Raw genomic sequence first — 16,595 nt, forward strand, 5'->3', positions numbered from 1 at the left:
CACAGACCGTGTCCCCGTGGTTCACCACCGGGCAGTCGCCCGACGGCCGCCGCGGTCGAACCGCTGTGCCGCGGACCGGAGTTGCAGGTGCGCGAGGCAGCCGCTCGAAGGTCGCACCGAGGGCATCGTACCCGCGGTACCCGCGCGTGCCGAAGGGTGCCGCACGGGGCGTTCGACGAGGTGGGAGCAGACGGGGCGCACGGCGTTTCGTGACCGAGGGTGAGACCGCGGGTGCGCGGGGCGCCGGGAAACGCGCCTGTGCGGGCAGAACGAAGCCCCCGGTCACGGGGGAACAACCGGGGGCTTCGCGTCGGTGGGCGGCTCCGAAAGCCGCACATTGAGAACGTAAGACCTGTACGGCCCCCCGGTCAAGCGGAGTTGGGGCACTGGGAGAAGTTGCCCGCAAGGCCCTTCACGTCTTCACCACATCCGGGTGGGCCGGTCACTCAACGTCATATTCGGCCCGGCTTCGGGAGCCGTCGCGGGTCCCGGCAGCACCTCGTATCCCTCAGGTTTCTGGAGCACCAGCAGGTCGGCATGGGGGCGCGAGGGGTCCTCGGCGAAGTGCGCGCGCTCCGCCGCCACCCAGCCGTCCCAGAAATCGCGTTGCTCCGCGCCGTCCCGTCGCCGGCCGCGCGACCAGGACTCCTCCCGGGGCAGCTCCATCCACAGCAGCCGGGCCAGGTGCGGCCGAAGGGCACGGCGGCCGGCTCCGACGCCCTCGATCAGCACGACGGGTGCGGCCGGCAGCGGGCGCGGGACACCGAAGGCACGGGCCCGCCAGTCGTACGGGGTGTAATGGGCGCTCTCGCCGCGTGCCAGGGGCTCGATCACCTGGGTCATGAGCCGGTCGGTCCACGAGAAGAGCCGCTCGTGGCTGGCGATGTCGTCGAGGTGGAGCACCGGAGCCCCGCCCAGCGCGTGCGCCAGCCGGCCGGCGAAGGTGGACTTGCCCGAGCCGGCGTGCCCGTCGACGGCGACGAGCCGGACCGGTCCCAGGGAGGGCGGGAGCCCGCGCAGCCGGGCGGCGAGGTCGTGAATGGTGATTCCCGGGGTCGTGCCGTGTGTGGGCTGAGATCCGTGTTGTGGGTTTTCCGTGAAACAGTCTAGTGGCGGTCGTCGCGTGTTGAACCATCGGCTGGCGGCCAGTCAATGGTCCTCGATAAATCAGGCCGAATCCGCTGACCGATATGTCGAATTCGGCGTTCCGGGTGTGTCCCACGCTGAGTAAGGTGCCTTCTGCGCAACGTGATGCGTCGAACGGGGACCGGCAGGGGGACCATGGCCGCGGAATTATTCGAAGGGCACTATGTATGGCACCCGGCGGCCGACGACCGGGTCCTGGCGAGCGTATGCGTGGACGTGCGCGCCGGACGGCACCGGTACGCCCACGAGGCGCTCGTCGAGACGCGGACCGACTTCGCCCTGCGGGCCCACCGCTCGCTCGTCCTCGCCTCCGAGGCGGCCGGCACCGACCTCGTGGAACGCTGGCTCGCCGAGGAGCCGACGCCCGAGGCCGCGCTCATGTGGGCGCGGGTCGCGGTGCAGCGCGCCCTGCGGGCCGCCGACGCCCGTGACGAGCGCGCCGAGGCGCTGGAGCGGATCGCGCTGACCGCCTGCGACCGGGCCGCCGAGGCGGCCCCGGCCGATCCCACCCCCTGGGTCGCCCGGCTCTCCATGGCCCGGCTGCACCGGCTCGGCGACCCGGCCCCGCGCGGCCTGCTCACCGCCCCGCCCGGCCCCTGGCGGCTCTTCGCGCACATCCTGTCCCTGGACCCCTGGCACCGCGAGGCCCACCACCGCTTCCTGTCGTGCTTCTTCACGCGCTACGGCGGCTCGGTCACCGCGGCCTGGGACGTGGCCGCCTTCCTCAGTCAGCGGGCGCCCGCCGACTCCGCCCTCCGGCTGCTGCCCCTGGTGGCCCTGGTGGAGAGCTACAACCCCACCCAGCTCCTCGCGGACCGGGTCTGGGAACAGCCCCAGTGGCGCTCCACCGCGCTGGCGATCTACCAGAACTGGCTGCCCACCGTGGCCGGTTACCGCTTCACCCCCGTGCTCGACCTGGCCTACCTCGCGCACGCGCTGGTCATGGGCCAGCGCGCGTTCGAGGCCCGGGCGGTGTTCACGGCGATGGGCCCGTACGCCTCGCGCATGCCCTGGAGTGCCTTCGGCGACCCCGCCGAGCAGCTCTCCCGGGCCCGGCGCGCCTGCGGGCTGCCCGTCCCGGGACCCGCCTGACCCGCTCGTCCCCCGCCCCCCACCCAGAGAAAGGCCGATCTGTGTCGGAACGGATGTCGACCCCCCGGGCCCGCGCCCGTGCGGCGGACCCCGTCGTGCTCGACGACGACGCCACCCTGCACGCGATGGGTTATCCGCGGAAACTCACCCGGCGCTTCCGGGCGTTCGACAATTTCGCGATCTCGTTCACCATCATCAATATCCTCTCGGGTATTTTCTCGTCCTTCGGATTCGGCATGAACGCGGGCGGCCCCCGTATTCTCGTGTTCGGCTGGATCGGCGTCTCGCTCATGGTGCTGCTCATCGGCGCGGCCATGGCGGAAGTCGCCTCCGCCTATCCGACGAGCGGTGCCCTGTATTTCTCCGCCGGTAAACTCGCCAAGCGGCACAAAGGCGCCTGGTCGTGGTTCACCGGCTGGCTGAACTTCGTCGGCCAGATCGGCGGCACCGCCGCCACCGGCTACGCCGCCGCCACCTTCATCCAGGTGTTCGTGCAGCTGCAGTGGCCCTCGTACCGGCCGACCGCCCACCAGACGCTCCTCGTCACCGCCCTGATCATCGTGCTCCAGGGGCTGGCCAACACCTACACCGTCCAGCTCGTCGCCCTGCTGAACCGCATTTCCGTGTGGTGGCTGCTGATCGGACTCGTCGTGATCGTGGGTGCACTCATCGTGATGCCGGATCATCACCAGTCCGCGTCCTTCGTCACCCATTTCGAGAACAACACCGGGTTCACGAGCGGGCTTTACGGCGGCATGCTCGGCCTGCTGGTCACCAGCTGGACCTTCACCGGGTTCGACGGCAGCTTCCACATGTCCGAGGAAACGGTCCACGCGACGGTCAGCGCACCGAAGGGCATCACCCGTGCCATCGGCTGTTCGGCGATCACCGGTCTCGTCCTGATGCTGGCACTGGTCTACAGCATCGGTGACTACGCAGAGGTGGCCGGCGCCGCGGCGCCGCCCGTCCAGATCCTCATCGACGGCCTCGGCCTGACCACCGCCAAGGTGATGCTCCTCATCGTCATCGGCGCGATGCTCTTCTGCGGTCTGGCCAACCTCACCAGCAACACCCGGCAGATCTTCGCGTTCTCCCGGGACGGCGCCATGCCCGGCTCCCGCTGGTGGCACTCGGTCTCGCTGCGCACCCGTACGCCGGTGAAGGCGGTCTGGCTCGCGGTCGCCTGCTCGCTGGCCCTGGTGGTGCCCGGCTGGTGGTCGCACACGGCCTTCACCGCCATCGTCAGCGTCAACGTGGTCGGGCTCTTCCTGGCCTACGCCGTGCCGATCTTCCTGCGGCTGCGGCTCGGCGACGCCTTCCAGCCCGGCCCCTGGCACCTGGGCCGCTGGGGCAGGCCGATCGGGTGGCTCGCGGTGACCTGGATCCTGCTCAGCAGCGTCCTGTTCATGCTGCCGCAGGCCTCCCCGATCACCGTCGACTCCTTCAACTACGCGCCGATCGCGCTCGCCGTCGTCCTGCTGGTGGCGACGGTGTGGTGGTTCGCCGCGGCCCGCCGCCGCTTCCAGGGGCCGGTCAGCTACGGCCGCCCGGACGAGGTCGCCGCGATGGACCTCGTCTGAGCGTGCGGGCGCGGGCGCGGGTGCCGGTGGCTGAGACCGGTCGCACCAGGTGCGGCCGAGCCGCACGGTGACCGCGCCCGCACCCTCCGGGCGCCCCCACCAGTGGTCCAAACCAATATTCGTACGGCGGCATGCGCCGAAGTGCTGGCAGCGAGATCCGGCCTGCTTCATAGTTACCGCACCGGATCAGCCCGTCTCGGACACCCTGGGGGTCATCGCGCCCATGAGCAGAGCCCAACAGCCGTCCCGCAGAACCGTTCTGGCCGTGGCCGTCGCCGCGGCGGTGACCGGCACGGCGGTTCCCGCCGCCGTCGCGGCACCGCGGCCCGCCGGCACCGACGACCCCGGCCAGGCGCAGGCCCGCCCGATCGACTACCACTGCTGGACCACGTTCCGCGACTGGCGCTGCGGCACCCCCGAGGGCGTGCGGGCCGTCTCCGGCAGCCGCCCCGGCGTCGTGATCGGTGCCGCCGCGGGCCGTACCGACTACACCGACCCGCACACCGGGACCACCGCCACCTGGGAGTACGCCACCTGGACCTCCCCGGTGCACCGGCTCACCGTGCCCGCGACCGAGGTCATCGCCTCCTGGAACGCGCACACCCCCGCAGGTACCTGGCTCCAGGTCGAACTGCACGGAACGTACTCCGACGGCACGGAAACACCCTGGTACGTGATGGGGCGCTGGGCCGCGGGCGACCAGGACATCAAGCGGACCTCCGTGGACGACCAGACCGACGGCAAGAGCACCATCTGGACGGACACCTTCGCCATCGACGACGCGAGCACCGGTCTGCGCCTGGCGTCGTACCGGCTGCGCCTCACCCTGTACCGCCGGCCCGGCACGCGCCTGACCCCGACGGTCTGGCGGCTCGGCGCGATGGGCTCCGACATCCCCGACCGCTTCACCGTGCCGGCCTCCACCCCCGGCCTCGCCCAGGAACTCGCCGTCCCGCGGTACTCGCAGGAGATCCACAAGGGCCAGTACCCCGAGTACGACAACGGCGGCGAGGCCTGGTGCAGCCCCACCTCCTCGCAGATGATCATCGAGTACTGGGGCGGCCGGCTCACGCCGGAGCAGCTGTCCTGGGTCGACCCGTCCTACGCGGACCCGCAGGTCTGCCACGCGGCCCGGTCCACCTACGACCACCAGTACCAGGGCTGCGGCAACTGGCCGTTCAACGCCGCCTACGCGGCCACCTTCGACGGTCTGCAGGGCGTGGTCACCCGGCTCGCCTCCCTCACCGACCTGGAGACGCTGATCGCGGCCGGCATTCCGGCCATAACGTCCCAGTCGTTCCTGAAGGAAGAGCTGACGGGGGCGGGTTACGGCACCTCCGGCCATCTGATGACCGTCATCGGCTTCACCGCGGACGGGGACGTGATCGCCAACGACCCCGCCTCGCCGAGCGACGAGGCGGTGCGGCGCGTCTACAAGCGGCGCGAGTGGGAGAACATCTGGCTGCGGACCAAGCGGTACAACGCCTCCGGCAAGGTGGTCTCCGGCACCGGAGGGGTCTGCTACCTCTACTTCCCGGCCCACCCGACCCCGCGCCAGCGCAAGGCGCTCGCCGCGGTGGGCGTGTACTGAGCCCCGGTGTGCGCGGCGTGTGACCAAGCTCATCGCCGCGCACACCGTCGCGGGTGGCATGGTGGACGGATGGGTGGGGGAGTTCCGCCGTACACGTCCGACCTCTGCGAGTGACACCATGACCGCACAACCGGCCACCGCCCCCCGCGCCGTCACCGGCGGCCCGCAGGAAGACGGCCCGAAGATCGTCGAGCACGTCCTGGGCTGGGTCCTCGTCGCGGTGTTCGCGATGCTCGTGACCCAGCTCGGCCTGCTCTGAGCCGCTGCGCACCCGCCTTCGGACAGACCGCTCGCGCGAGCGGCTTGCTCTGACATACTGCGGCTGTCCCGTCGTCCCCCCATCAGGGCCGGTCTTGAACATGCCGCAGCAGCGTGCCGTCGTCCAGCCGCGCGGCACCGAGCGCTCTGCGGCGCGTCGCGCCGAACTCATCGCCATCGGGCGGAAGTTGTTCGCCGACACGGCCTACGACGCGCTGTCCATGGATGACATCGCCCGCCAGGCGCAGGTGGCCAAGGGCCTCATCTACTACTACTTCCGGTCCAAGCGCGGCTACTACCTGGCGATCATCCAGGACTCCGTCGCCGACCTGGTCACCTCCGCCGCCGGCGGGCTCCGGCTCCCCGCCGTGGACCGCGTGCAGCGCACGATCGACGGCTATCTGCGCTATGCCGAGCACCACCAGGCGGCCTACCGCACCATCGTCAGCGGCGGCGTCGGCTTCGACACCGAGGTGCAGGCGATCCGGGACGGTGTGCGCGAGGCGATCGTCAGCACGATCGCCGAGGGGGCCTACGGCCGTGCCGACATCTCCCCGGTGGCCCGGATGGGCCTGCTCTCCTGGGTGTGCAGCGTGGAGGGCGCCACCCTGGACTGGATCGGCCGTCCCCGGCTGTCCCGCGAGACCATGTGCGCGCTGCTGGTGAAGACACTGGGCGGGGCCCTGCGCGCCATCGAGGAGCTGGACCCCGCCCACCCGGCCCCGCCGCCCGCCCGCCGGGACGGCCGACCGGGACGAACCGTCAGTTGATGGCCTTGATCAGCTCACCGTTCGCGGTGTCGCCGCTCAGCTCCCAGAAGAAGGTGCCGCCGAGGCCCTGCTGGTTCTTGTACGTCATCTTCGTGGCGATGGTGGCCGGGGTGTCGTAACTCCACCAGTCGCTGCCGCACTTGGCGTAGGCGGTGCCGCCGACGGTACCGGTCGCCGGGCACTTGGTCTTGAGCACCTTGTAGTCGTCGATGCCCTGCTCGTACGTCCCTGCCGCCGGGCCCGTGGCGGTGCCGCCGGGTGCCGCCTGGGTGACGCCGGTCCAGCCGCGCCCGTAGAAGCCGATGCCGAGCAGGAGCTTCGAGGCCGGGACGCCGAGACCCCTGAGCTTGGCGATCGTCGCCGACGTGTAGTAGTTCGCCTTGGGGATGCCCGAGTAGGAGTTCAGCGGCGAGTGCGGGGCGGTCGGCCCGGTCGCGTCCCAGGCGCCGAAGTAGTCGTACGTCATCGGGTTGTACCAGTCGACGTACTGGGCGGCGCCGGCGTAGTTCGCCGCGTCGATCTTCCCGCCGCTGGTGGCGTCCGCGGTGATCGCCGCCGTCACCAGGTTGCCCGAGCCGAACTTCGAGCGCAGGGCGGCCATCAGGTTCTTGAACGCCTCGCGCCCGCTGGTGTCACAGGTGTTGCCGCAGGCGTTCGGGTACTCCCAGTCGATGTCGATGCCGTCGAAGACCCCCGCCCACTTGGAGTTCTTCACCAGGTCGTAGCAGGACTGGGCGAAGGCGGCCGGGTTCTTCGCGGCCTCGCCGAAGCCGCCGGACCAGGTCCAGCCGCCGAAGGACCACAGCACCTTCAGGCCGGGGTGCTTCTTCTTCAGCTTCAGCAGCTGGTTGAAGTTGCCGCGCAGCGGCTGGTCCCAGGTGTCGGCGACGCCGTCGACGGACTCGGCCGCGGTGTAGGCCCGGTCGGTGGCCGCGTAGGAGTCGCCCATGGCGCACTTGCCGCCGGTGACGTTGCCGAAGGCGTAGTTGATGTGGGTCAGCTTGGCGGCGGAGCCGGAGGTCTCGATGTTCTTGACGTAGTACTTGCGGTCGTAGGTGCCCCATTCGGTGAAGTAGCCGACGACCTTGGATCCGGCCGCCAGCCGCGGGGCGCTCGGTGCCGCCGCGGTCGCCGTGCCCGTCCCGGCCAGCAGTCCGGCGCCCAGGGCGGCGGTACACGCGGCCGAGACGAGGGCCCGGACGAGGGAGCGGTGGGGAGTGTGCATTCGGGTGTCTCCTCGTGGGGGTGAGGGGGACGCGCGCCGATTGGCATGAACGCGGTAAAGCGTTGGTCATGCACCCTAGGAGGACTAGACCACTAGGTCAATGGTTCGGACCAATCTCGGCCCCCGCGCGGGCCCCGGCTGGACTCCTGAAGTAAGCGGTCGTTAACTGGTGACGGGAGGTCGCTGATCGGGCATACTCACTGCGCATGCCGCTGGTCAGCAGCTTCCGAGACCCGGGAGCGGGCACCTTCGGCACAGCGCGATCACCAGCCGGAGCCGCCCCCACCCCGGGCCGGACCGCCGGTGTCCCAACAGGGAGGAGCCCGACGCCATGTCCGACCGCGACCCGCAGCCGGTGGAGCGTCAACTGCCGACGGAAGAGGCGAGGGATCTGCTCGCCCTCGTCCGGGAGATCGCCCAGCGCGAGATCGCGCCCAGGGCCGCCGAGGAGGAGGACGCGGGACGCTTCCCGCGCGAGATCTTCACTCTGCTCTCCGAATCAGGCCTGCTGGGCCTGCCGTACCCGTCCGAGCACGGCGGCGGCGACCAGCCCTACGAGGTCTACCTCCAGGTCCTGGAGGAACTGGCCGCGGCCCGGCTCACCGTCGGTCTGGGCGTCAGCGTGCACACGCTCGCGTCCTACGCCCTCGCCACCTATGGCACCAAGCAGCAGCAGGTCGAGCACCTGCCCGCGATGCTGGGCGGCGGTCTGCTCGGCGCGTACTGCCTGTCCGAGCCGTCCTCCGGTTCGGACGCCGCCTCCCTGCGCACCAAGGCCGTCCGCGAGGGCGACGGCTGGGTGATCGACGGCACCAAGGCATGGATCACCCACGGCGGGATCGCCGACTTCTACACCGTGATGGCGCGCACCGGGGAGGACGGCCCGCGCGGGATCACCGCCTTCCTCGTGCCCGGCGACGCCCCCGGCCTGAGCGGCGCCGCGCCGGAGAAGAAGATGGGCCTGAAGGGCTCGCCCACCGCGCAGGTGCACTTCGACGGCGTCCGCGTCCCCGACGACCGGCGCATCGGCGAGGAGGGCCAGGGCTTCTCCATCGCCCTGGCGGCGCTCGACTCCGGCCGGCTCGGCATCGCGGCCTGCGCCATCGGCCTCGCCCAGGCCGCACTGGACGAGGCGGTCCGCTACGCCACCCAGCGCCGCCAGTTCGGCCGGACCATCGCCGACTTCCAGGGCCTGCGCTTCATGATCGCCGACATGGCCACCCAGATCGAGGCGGGCCGCGCGCTGTACCTCGCCGCGGCCCGGCTGCGGGACGCGGGCAGGCCGTTCGCCAAGCAGGCCGCCATGGCCAAGCTGCACTGCACCGACACCGCCATGAAGGTCACCACGGACGCGGTGCAGATACTGGGCGGCTACGGCTACACCGCCGACTTCCCGGCCGAGCGCTATATGCGCGAGGCCAAGGTCCTGCAGATCGTCGAGGGCACCAACCAGATCCAGCGGATGGTCATCGCCCGTCACGTGGCGGGGCCAGAAGGTCGCTGAACTGGCCCGTGAGCACCGTCGGGGCCGCCAGCCTGATCCACTCCGGGTCGTGGCGGCCCGGCAGGGTGCGGCCGCGGTCGGCCCAGGTCCGCATGAGGTCGCGGTAGATGGGCGGGTCCGGCGGCGCGGCCGGCGGAACCGCTTCTCCGGGGCGGGGGACGAAGATACGGCGCTGACGCCCGGGTGCCGAGTACGTGGGGGTCATACCCGGGCAACGCGGCGCCGGCCGGACAGGTCACCCTTCCACGGAATCGAGCTTCAGTTCATCCCCGTCCGGTTCCCCCTCGGGTTTCCCCGCGCAAGCCTGACCGCCCGTCGGGCACCTCGGGGTACGCCGCCCGGCGGCACGCGCTCGCCACGCCGCGCGTCCTGTGCTGCCGGGCGTGCTGCGGGGAAGGCCGCCGTGCCCGGGCAACCCGGACCCGCCGGCCCCGCGCCACGGCACCGTGCGCGCCCGGTCCAGGGCGCGTCGGGTGGGCGTCGGTGAGCCGGCTCAGGCGGCCTGGCGGCGCATTGACGGCACGCGCATCGGGCGTGAGCCCGGGCCGCCGACGTGCGAGAAGGGCTGCGTCCGCCAGTCCAGACCCTGGGGAAGCGTGAGCAGCAGGGCGGTGTCCTGCTCCTGCGGCTCGAAGGACTCGTCCGCGGGGCGGGCGTCGGCCGCCGCACGGCCCGTGCCCGCGCAGACCGTGAGCCCGAACGGGTTCCACGGCGAGGCGCACAGCGCGTGCTCCGGCAGGACCTCCTCGTCCGCCAGCAGCGCGATCGGCTGCGCGCAGTCCGGGCAGATCACCCGGTACATCTCGAACGTGTCGTAGGCGTCCGGCTCCTCGTCGAAGGCGTCGGCTTCGACGCCCTCCGGCTCGGGTTCGGCGACCGACTGCCGGTGCGTGGACGCGGATCGACCAGGGCGATGGGCACTCTGCATGGGATTCTCCCCCTAAGGCTGGGCCGTGAAGGCGCTGCGGCCTCGACCACAGCAAGCACTTCCCGTCCGGTCTCGGCGGTAATCACGAGGACATCACGGAGCCTGTGCCCGAGGTGTGTGGTCTTCGTCACATGCCGTGCGCGGGTGCCCGTCCCGGTGCATTTTCTGCCGAAACAGGGAATGACCTGCACCTCTGAGGTATCCGTGGAGATCAGGCGCACTGTAGGTTTTGGCGGCATGGAGGAGCTGGACCGTCAGATCGTGCAGCTGCTCGTCAAGGACGGGCGGATGAGCTACACAGACCTGGGCAAGGCCACGGGCCTGTCCACGTCGGCCGTGCACCAGCGGGTGCGCAGGCTGGAGCAGCGTGGCGTCATCCGCGGCTACGCCGCGGTGGTCGACCCCGAGGCCGTCGGGCTGCCGCTGACCGCGTTCATCTCGGTGAAACCGTTCGATCCCAGCGCCCCCGACGACATCGCCGACCGCCTCGCCTGCGTCCCCGAGATCGAGGCGTGCCACAGCGTGGCGGGCGACGAGAACTACATCCTCAAGGTGCGCGTGTCCACCCCGCACGAGCTGGAGGAACTGCTGGCCCGGCTGCGCTCGCTGGCGGGGGTCTCGACACGCACGACGGTGGTCCTCTCGACACCGTACGAGGCCCGGCCGCCGAAGATCTGACCGTCCCCGCGCCGACGGCGCGCGGGCGCCTTCCGGACGCCCCGGGTGCGGCGCCCGCCCGGCGCCGGGAGAAACTGTCGGCTATGAGCAACCGCACCGCCGAGCCCCCCAAGACCGTCCTGCTGCGCCGCGGCGAGGTCCACAGCCCCGCGGACCCCTTCGCCACGGCCATGGTCGTCGAGGCGGGCCACGTCGCCTGGGTCGGCTCCGAGGGCGCGGCCGACGCCTTCGCCGACGGCGTGGACGAGGTGGTCGATCTCGACGGCGCCCTGGTCACCCCGGCCTTCACCGACGCCCATGTGCACACCACCGCCACCGGCCTCGCCCTGACCGGTCTCGACCTGTCCGGCGCCCCCTCCCTGGAGGCCGCCCTCGCCCGGGTCCGCGAGTTCGCCGCCGCCCGCCCCGACGACCGGGTCCTGCTGGGCCACGGCTGGGACGCCGCCCGCTGGCCCGGCGGCCGGCCGCCGACCCGCGCGGAGCTGGACGAGGCCACCGGCGGACGCCCGCTGTACCTGTCCCGCATCGACGTGCACTCGGCGGTCGTCAGCACCGCTCTGCTGGACCTGGTCCCCGGCGACCTCCCGCGCGAGGACGCCCCGCTCACCAAGGACGCCCACCACGCCGTCCGCGAGGCCGCCCTCGCCGCCATCACCCCCGCCCAGCGCGCCGAGGCCCAGCGCACCGCCCTGGAGCACGCGGCCTCCCTCGGCATCGGCACCGTGCACGAGTGCGGCGGCCCGCGGATCTCCTCCGAGGACGACTTCACCGGCCTGCTGCGGCTCGCCGCCGGGATCCCGGGCCCCCGGGTGGTGGGCTACTGGGCGGAAGAGGACACCGCCAAGGCCCGCGAGCTGGGTGCCACCGGCGCCGCGGGCGATCTCTTCGCCGACGGCGCCCTCGGCTCCCACACCGCCTGCCTGCACGAGCCGTACGCCGACGCCGGCCACAGCGGCACCCCCTACCTGGACGCCGACGCCGTCGCCGCCCACGTCGTGGCCTGCACCGAGGCGGGCCTCCAGGCCGGCTTCCACGCCATCGGCGACGCCGCCGTCGCCGCCGTGGTGGACGGCGTGCGCGCCGCCGCCGAGAAGGTGGGCCTCGCCCGGATCAGGGCCGCCCGGCACCGCGTCGAGCACGCCGAGATGCTCACCCCCGACACCATCGCGGGCTTCGCCGAACTGGGCCTGATCGCCTCCGTCCAGCCCGCCTTCGACGCGCTGTGGGGCGGCGAGGACGGCATGTACGCCCGGCGCCTGGGGGTGGAGCGGGCCCGCACCCTCAACCCGTTCGCCGCCCTGCTCCGCTCCGGTGTACCGCTCGCGTTCGGCTCCGACAGCCCGGTCACGCCGCTGGACCCCTGGGGCACGGTCCGTGCCGCCGCCTTCCACCGCACGCCCGGGCACCGGATCTCCGTCCGCGCCGCCTTCACCGCGCACACCCGCGGCGGCTGGCGGGCCGTCGGCCGCGACGACGCGGGTGTCCTGGTACCGGGCGCTCCCGCCGACTACGCCGTCTGGCGGACCGACGAACTGGTCGTGCAGGCCCCCGACGACCGGGTCGCCCGCTGGTCCACCGATCCGCGCTCCGGCACGCCCGGCCTGCCCGACCTCAGCCCGGGCCGTGACCTGCCGGTCTGTCTGCGGACCGTGGTCGGCGGGCGGACGGTGTTCGTACGGCCGGGCGAGTGATCTCCCGGGGTGGTGTGGGCCGCCCCGGCCGCCGGGGCCCCGCCGCCCGACCTGCGCATCCTCCCCACCGGCCGCGCCGCCGGTGCCGGCCGCCCGGTTCGCGGGGCTGTTGACAGTCGGCGGCCAGGGGCCGGTAGGTTCGTGCGAGTCCACCACCGGACGCCCGACCGGGGGACGTTCAGCCGACTCGTCGCAGCGCCGCTGGGTCAGGGACGGTGTGCCGCACCGGAGCACCGTCGCTGGGAGCCAGGCTCAGCGCCCGCGCCGACGAGGGGGACGTTCCCGCGGGTCGGCCAGGTGTGACCCGGGTGGGGCCCGGGCGCTCAGTAGACAACGGCTTTTGGTCGACCCGCAGCCGGCGGGTCCCGGGTCGGACCGAAGGGCGCCGGGCCCCCATCCGTCGTGGTGCGAAGGTGTCCAGCACCTGGCGGGAAGGTACCGAAAAGTACTTTCTTACCCCGCTCTTGTGGAACCGACACCACCGTAGGCACGCGCTGTCACGTCCCGCCGGGGCGCGGCCACTATGGTGGACCCCTGTGTACGACATGAAGGGGCAGCAGTGAACGACGGCGACGGGACCCTCGCGGCTCAGGCCCAGGGGAGGCAGTTCGGTCCGCTCGGCACGGCCTTGGTGATCATCCCGACCTACAACGAGGCGGAGAACATCAAGTCCATCGTCGGCCGGGTGCGCAAGGCCGTCCCCGAGGCGCACGTACTGATCGCGGACGACAACAGCCCCGACGGCACCGGCAAGCTCGCCGACGAACTGGCCGCCGAGGACGAGCACGTCCACGTGCTGCACCGCAGGGGCAAGGAGGGTCTGGGCGCCGCCTACCTCGCGGGTTTCCGCTGGGGCCTGGAGCGGGACTACGGCGTGCTGATCGAGATGGACGCCGACGGCTCCCACCAGCCCGAGGAACTGCCCCGGCTGCTCACCGCCCTCAAGGGCGCCGACCTGGTCCTCGGCTCCCGCTGGGTGCCCGGCGGCCGGGTGGTGAACTGGCCGAAGTCCCGGGAGTTCCTCTCGCGGGGCGGCTCCACGTACTCGCGGCTCATGCTCGACGTGCCCATCCGGGACGTGACCGGCGGCTTCCGGGCCTTCCGCCGCGGGACGCTGGAGGGCCTCGGCCTGGGCGAGGTCGCCTCGCAGGGCTACTGCTTCCAGGTCGACCTGGCCCGCCGCGCGGTGAAGGCCGGCTACCACGTCGTCGAGGTCCCCATCACCTTCGTCGAGCGGGAACTGGGCGACTCCAAGATGAGCCGGGACATCGTGGTCGAGGCGCTGTGGCGGGTCACCTCCTGGGGCGTCGGGGACCGCCTCGGCAAGCTCACCGGCAAGGGCAAGCAGGCGTAGCGGCGGTTCGCGGACCGGTCGCGCGGCCGGTCCGTGCCCCGGGCCGATCACCCCCTTATCCCGCACTGAGGCGCACCCAGGCACACTGGGACCATGACGACTGGCGCTCCGACCTCTCCGTACACCGCCCGCCGCCGGCGCTCCCGGCTGCGCAGGTACCTGCCGCTGGGCCTCGCCGCGTGGCTGGTGCTGGAGATCTGGCTGCTGACCCTGGTCGCGGGCGCCGTGGGCGGCCTCACGGTGTTCCTGCTGCTGGTCGCGGGTCTCGTGGCGGGGTCCGTGGTCATCAAGCGGGCCGGCCGCCGCGCCTTCCAGAGCCTGAACGAGGCGTTGCAGCGGGGCGGCTCACCGGCGCGCGGCGGCGGCAACGGCCTGATGATGCTCGGCGGTCTGCTGCTGATGATCCCCGGCCTGCTCTCGGACGCGGCGGGCCTGCTCCTGCTGCTCCCGCCGGTCCAGAAGGCGGTGAGCCGCTTCGCGGAGAACGCGGTGGAACGGAGTCTGCGCAAGGTTGCCCCGGGCAGCCTGGGCGACGCGTTCCAGCAGGTCCGCATCCACCGGCCCGACGGCAGGGTGGTGCAGGGCGAGGTCATCAGGGAGGACCGGCCCGAGCCGGGGGAGCACAGGCCTCCGCTCACGCGCTGAGCGCCCCGAGCACGCACAACGACCGCGGGCGCCGTACGTCTCTCACGTACGGCGCCCGCGGTCGTTGTGCTCTGTGCGCGTTACGCGCTCTTGCGGCTGTCCCGGGGGTGGACCGCGATGTTCATCGCCCCCGAGCGCAGTACCGCCAGACGCTCCTCAAGGACCTCTTCGAGTTCCTCACGGGTGCGTCGCTCCATCAGCATGTCCCAGTGGGTACGCGCGGGCTTGGCCTTCTTCTCCTCAGGGCCGTCGCCGTCCACGAGGAGTGCCTGGGCACCACAGACCTTGCACTCCCACTCCGGCGGGATCTCCGCCTCGACCGAGAAGGGCATCTCGAACCGGTGCCCCTTCTCGCATGCGTACTCCACGGCCTGGCGCGGGGCCAGGTCGATACCGCGGTCCGTCTCGTAGCTGGTCACCACGAGGCGCGTACCGCGAAGAGCTCGCTCACTCATGAATCGTGCCTCCCGGGCTTGTCGCCCACAGGACAGGTGTCGCTGTCGTCGTCATCCGGTCAACGTCCGGTCGGCGGTAAAGATTCCCGTTCCGAGTCCCGTTCCGGGTCATGCGTCGCCGTCGTAGCCGCCCCTTGTTCTACCCACAGGCGCCCGGTTTGTCACATCTGCTAGCAGATGTCACCCAGCGTTTCGGCATCTTTGACGCGCAGTAACGGTACGCCTGGCAGGCCAAACGCGTACACTACCGCCCTTTCACGCCGAGTGCTAAATCGGCGCTAGATCCTCTCGGGAACCGGGTTCCCCGCCTCGGCGACCGCACGCCCGACCGGGACCCGCGCGAGCAGGACGAAGCCGAGGACGAAGAACGCCACCAGCGAGAAGATCGCCGACCGGTAGCTGCCGGTCAGCTGATAGGTGAGCCCGAACAGCAGCGGCCCGAGCCAGCTCATCCCGCGGTCGCTCATCTCGTACGCCGAGAAGTACTCGGCCTCCTTGCCCGGCGGCACCAGGTGGGAGAACAGCGACCGGGACAGCGCCTGGCTGCCGCCGAGGACCAGGCCGATCGCGGCGGCCAGCGCGAAGAACCACACCGGCGACCGCGCGGGCAGGAACCAGCCGGCCGCCAGCGTGAGCGTCCACGCCACCAGCGAACCGAGGATCGTCCGCCGCGCGCCGTACGCCCGCGCCAGCCGCCCCATCGCCAGCGCCCCGGCCACGGCCAGCACCTGCACCAGCAGGACCGCACCGATCAGCGTCGACTGGCCGAGACCCAGCTCCTCGGAGCCGTAGACCGAGGCCTGCGTGATCACCGTCTGGATGCCGTCGTTGTAGACGAGGTACGCGAGCAGGAACGCCAGGGTCAGCGGGTACCCGCGCATCTCCCGGACCGTCGCGGCCAGCTGCCGCGGCCCCGGCGCGGTGGCCCGCCCCACACGGGCGCGGCGGTCACGCAGCCTGCGCAGCGGTACGAGCGTGAACGCGCCCCACCACAGTCCGGCCGAGGCGAGACAGACCCGGACGGCGGCGGTCTCGGAGAGGCCGAAGGAGTCGTGCGCCGAGTACAGCACCAGGTCGGCGACGAGGACGAGGGACCCCGCCGCGTAGCCCAAGGCCCAGCCGCGGGAGGAGACCGCGTCGCGCTGTGCGGGCGGGGCGATCTGCGGCAGATAGGAGTTGTAGAGCATCATCCCGACGGACTGCGCCGCGTTCGCCACGACGAGCAGCACCCCGCCGAGCAGGTACCGGTCGCCGTCCAGGAAGAACATCCCGGTGGTCGCCGCCGCTCCGGTGTACGCGGCCGCCGCGAGCAGTGGCTTCCTGCGGCCCGTGCGATCGGCCGCACCGCCCACCAGCGGCATCACGACGACGGCCAGGACCACCGACAGGGACACGGAGTACGCGAAGAAGGAGCCCGCCCGGACCGGGACGCCCAGCGGGTGCACATAGCCGTCGGTGTCCGCCGCGTGCTCGGCGACCGCGGTGAGGTACGGACCGAGGAAGACGGTCAGGACACTCGTCGAATAGACGGAGCACGCCCAGTCGTAGACGTACCAGCCGCGCTGCTCGCGCCTGAGGGCGGCGTCGTCGTCCGCCGCCTGGGCCCGCACGGTGCCGGTGCTCACCCGTGCCCTCGCTTCCCCGCTCCACCGCGACGGCCCGGGCCGGGGCGGCCGGG

Annotated in this window: 15 protein-coding genes; 10 read left to right on the plus strand and 5 right to left on the minus strand. The window is 72.0% G+C overall.

Going from position 1 to position 16,595, the window contains the following annotated elements; translation table 11 throughout:
* Positions 1-420: 420 nt before the first annotated feature.
* Entirely contained in the window at positions 421-1,041 is a 621-nt protein-coding gene (locus AB0946_RS17285; protein ID WP_366761470.1) for a hypothetical protein, read from the minus strand.
* 240 nt (positions 1,042-1,281) lie between these two features.
* On the opposite strand from AB0946_RS17285, the gene AB0946_RS17290 reads away from it, so the two are divergent.
* From AB0946_RS17290 to AB0946_RS17310, 5 genes are all read left to right on the plus strand, one after another.
* Positions 1,282-2,238 (plus strand): hypothetical protein, encoded by a 957-nt coding sequence (locus tag AB0946_RS17290; protein WP_366761413.1) that lies wholly within the window; start codon positions 1,282-1,284, stop codon positions 2,236-2,238.
* A gap of 41 nt (positions 2,239-2,279) precedes the next feature.
* Positions 2,280-3,818 carry an amino acid permease gene (locus tag AB0946_RS17295; RefSeq protein WP_366761414.1) on the plus strand — a complete coding sequence of 513 codons (1,539 nt, stop codon included), beginning with the start codon at positions 2,280-2,282 and terminating at the stop codon, positions 3,816-3,818.
* Between the two features lie 223 nt (positions 3,819-4,041).
* Positions 4,042-5,409: a peptidase C39 family protein gene (locus AB0946_RS17300; RefSeq protein WP_366761415.1), complete on the plus strand. Its 1,368-nt coding sequence runs from the start codon at positions 4,042-4,044 to the stop codon at positions 5,407-5,409.
* Positions 5,410-5,527: 118 nt separating this feature from the next.
* Positions 5,528-5,668, plus strand: coding sequence for an SCO1431 family membrane protein (locus AB0946_RS17305; RefSeq protein WP_366761416.1), 141 nt, complete (start codon positions 5,528-5,530; stop codon positions 5,666-5,668).
* 100 nt (positions 5,669-5,768) lie between these two features.
* Positions 5,769-6,437, plus strand: a complete 669-nt coding sequence (locus AB0946_RS17310; protein ID WP_366761417.1) for a TetR/AcrR family transcriptional regulator — start codon at positions 5,769-5,771, stop codon at positions 6,435-6,437.
* On the opposite strand, the gene AB0946_RS17315 is transcribed toward AB0946_RS17310, so the two are convergent.
* A complete protein-coding gene (locus AB0946_RS17315; RefSeq protein ID WP_366761418.1) occupies positions 6,430-7,662 on the minus strand; it encodes a glycoside hydrolase family 18 protein in 1,233 nt (410 codons plus the stop codon). The genes AB0946_RS17310 and AB0946_RS17315 overlap by 8 nt on opposite strands.
* A gap of 331 nt (positions 7,663-7,993) precedes the next feature.
* On the opposite strand from AB0946_RS17315, the gene AB0946_RS17320 reads away from it, so the two are divergent.
* Positions 7,994-9,166, plus strand: coding sequence for an acyl-CoA dehydrogenase family protein (locus tag AB0946_RS17320; RefSeq protein WP_366761419.1), 1,173 nt, complete (start codon positions 7,994-7,996; stop codon positions 9,164-9,166).
* Positions 9,167-9,659: 493 nt separating this feature from the next.
* On the opposite strand, the gene AB0946_RS17325 is transcribed toward AB0946_RS17320, so the two are convergent.
* Positions 9,660-10,094 (minus strand): hypothetical protein, encoded by a 435-nt coding sequence (locus AB0946_RS17325; RefSeq protein ID WP_366761420.1) that lies wholly within the window; start codon positions 10,092-10,094, stop codon positions 9,660-9,662.
* Positions 10,095-10,331: 237 nt separating this feature from the next.
* Here AB0946_RS17325 and AB0946_RS17330 point away from each other — a divergent pair, with 237 nt between their 5' ends.
* The 4 genes from AB0946_RS17330 to fxsA all read left to right on the plus strand — a co-directional run bounded on the left by AB0946_RS17330 (position 10,332) and on the right by fxsA (position 14,462).
* Positions 10,332-10,772: an Lrp/AsnC family transcriptional regulator gene (locus tag AB0946_RS17330; RefSeq protein ID WP_366761421.1), complete on the plus strand. Its 441-nt coding sequence runs from the start codon at positions 10,332-10,334 to the stop codon at positions 10,770-10,772.
* Positions 10,773-10,855: 83 nt separating this feature from the next.
* Positions 10,856-12,463: an amidohydrolase gene (locus AB0946_RS17335; RefSeq protein ID WP_366761422.1), complete on the plus strand. Its 1,608-nt coding sequence runs from the start codon at positions 10,856-10,858 to the stop codon at positions 12,461-12,463.
* 559 nt (positions 12,464-13,022) lie between these two features.
* Positions 13,023-13,817 carry a polyprenol monophosphomannose synthase gene (locus tag AB0946_RS17340; RefSeq protein WP_366761423.1) on the plus strand — a complete coding sequence of 265 codons (795 nt, stop codon included), beginning with the start codon at positions 13,023-13,025 and terminating at the stop codon, positions 13,815-13,817.
* Positions 13,818-13,910: 93 nt separating this feature from the next.
* A complete protein-coding gene (gene fxsA, locus AB0946_RS17345) occupies positions 13,911-14,462 on the plus strand; it encodes an FxsA family membrane protein (RefSeq protein WP_366761424.1) in 552 nt (183 codons plus the stop codon).
* 80 nt (positions 14,463-14,542) lie between these two features.
* Here the strand turns inward: fxsA and AB0946_RS17350 are convergent, their stop codons facing one another.
* Together AB0946_RS17350 and AB0946_RS17355 are read right to left on the minus strand one after the other, a co-directional pair.
* Positions 14,543-14,917, minus strand: coding sequence for an RNA polymerase-binding protein RbpA (locus AB0946_RS17350; RefSeq protein WP_003977404.1), 375 nt, complete (start codon positions 14,915-14,917; stop codon positions 14,543-14,545).
* 278 nt (positions 14,918-15,195) lie between these two features.
* Complete coding sequence (locus AB0946_RS17355; protein WP_366761425.1) at positions 15,196-16,542, minus strand: MFS transporter; 1,347 nt, start codon at positions 16,540-16,542, stop codon at positions 15,196-15,198.
* Between the last annotated feature and the right edge of the window lie 53 nt (positions 16,543-16,595).

It is taken from the genome of Streptomyces sp. NPDC046870 (assembly GCF_040704595.1).
In the GTDB taxonomy this organism is placed as follows: domain Bacteria; phylum Actinomycetota; class Actinomycetes; order Streptomycetales; family Streptomycetaceae; genus Streptomyces; species Streptomyces argyrophylli.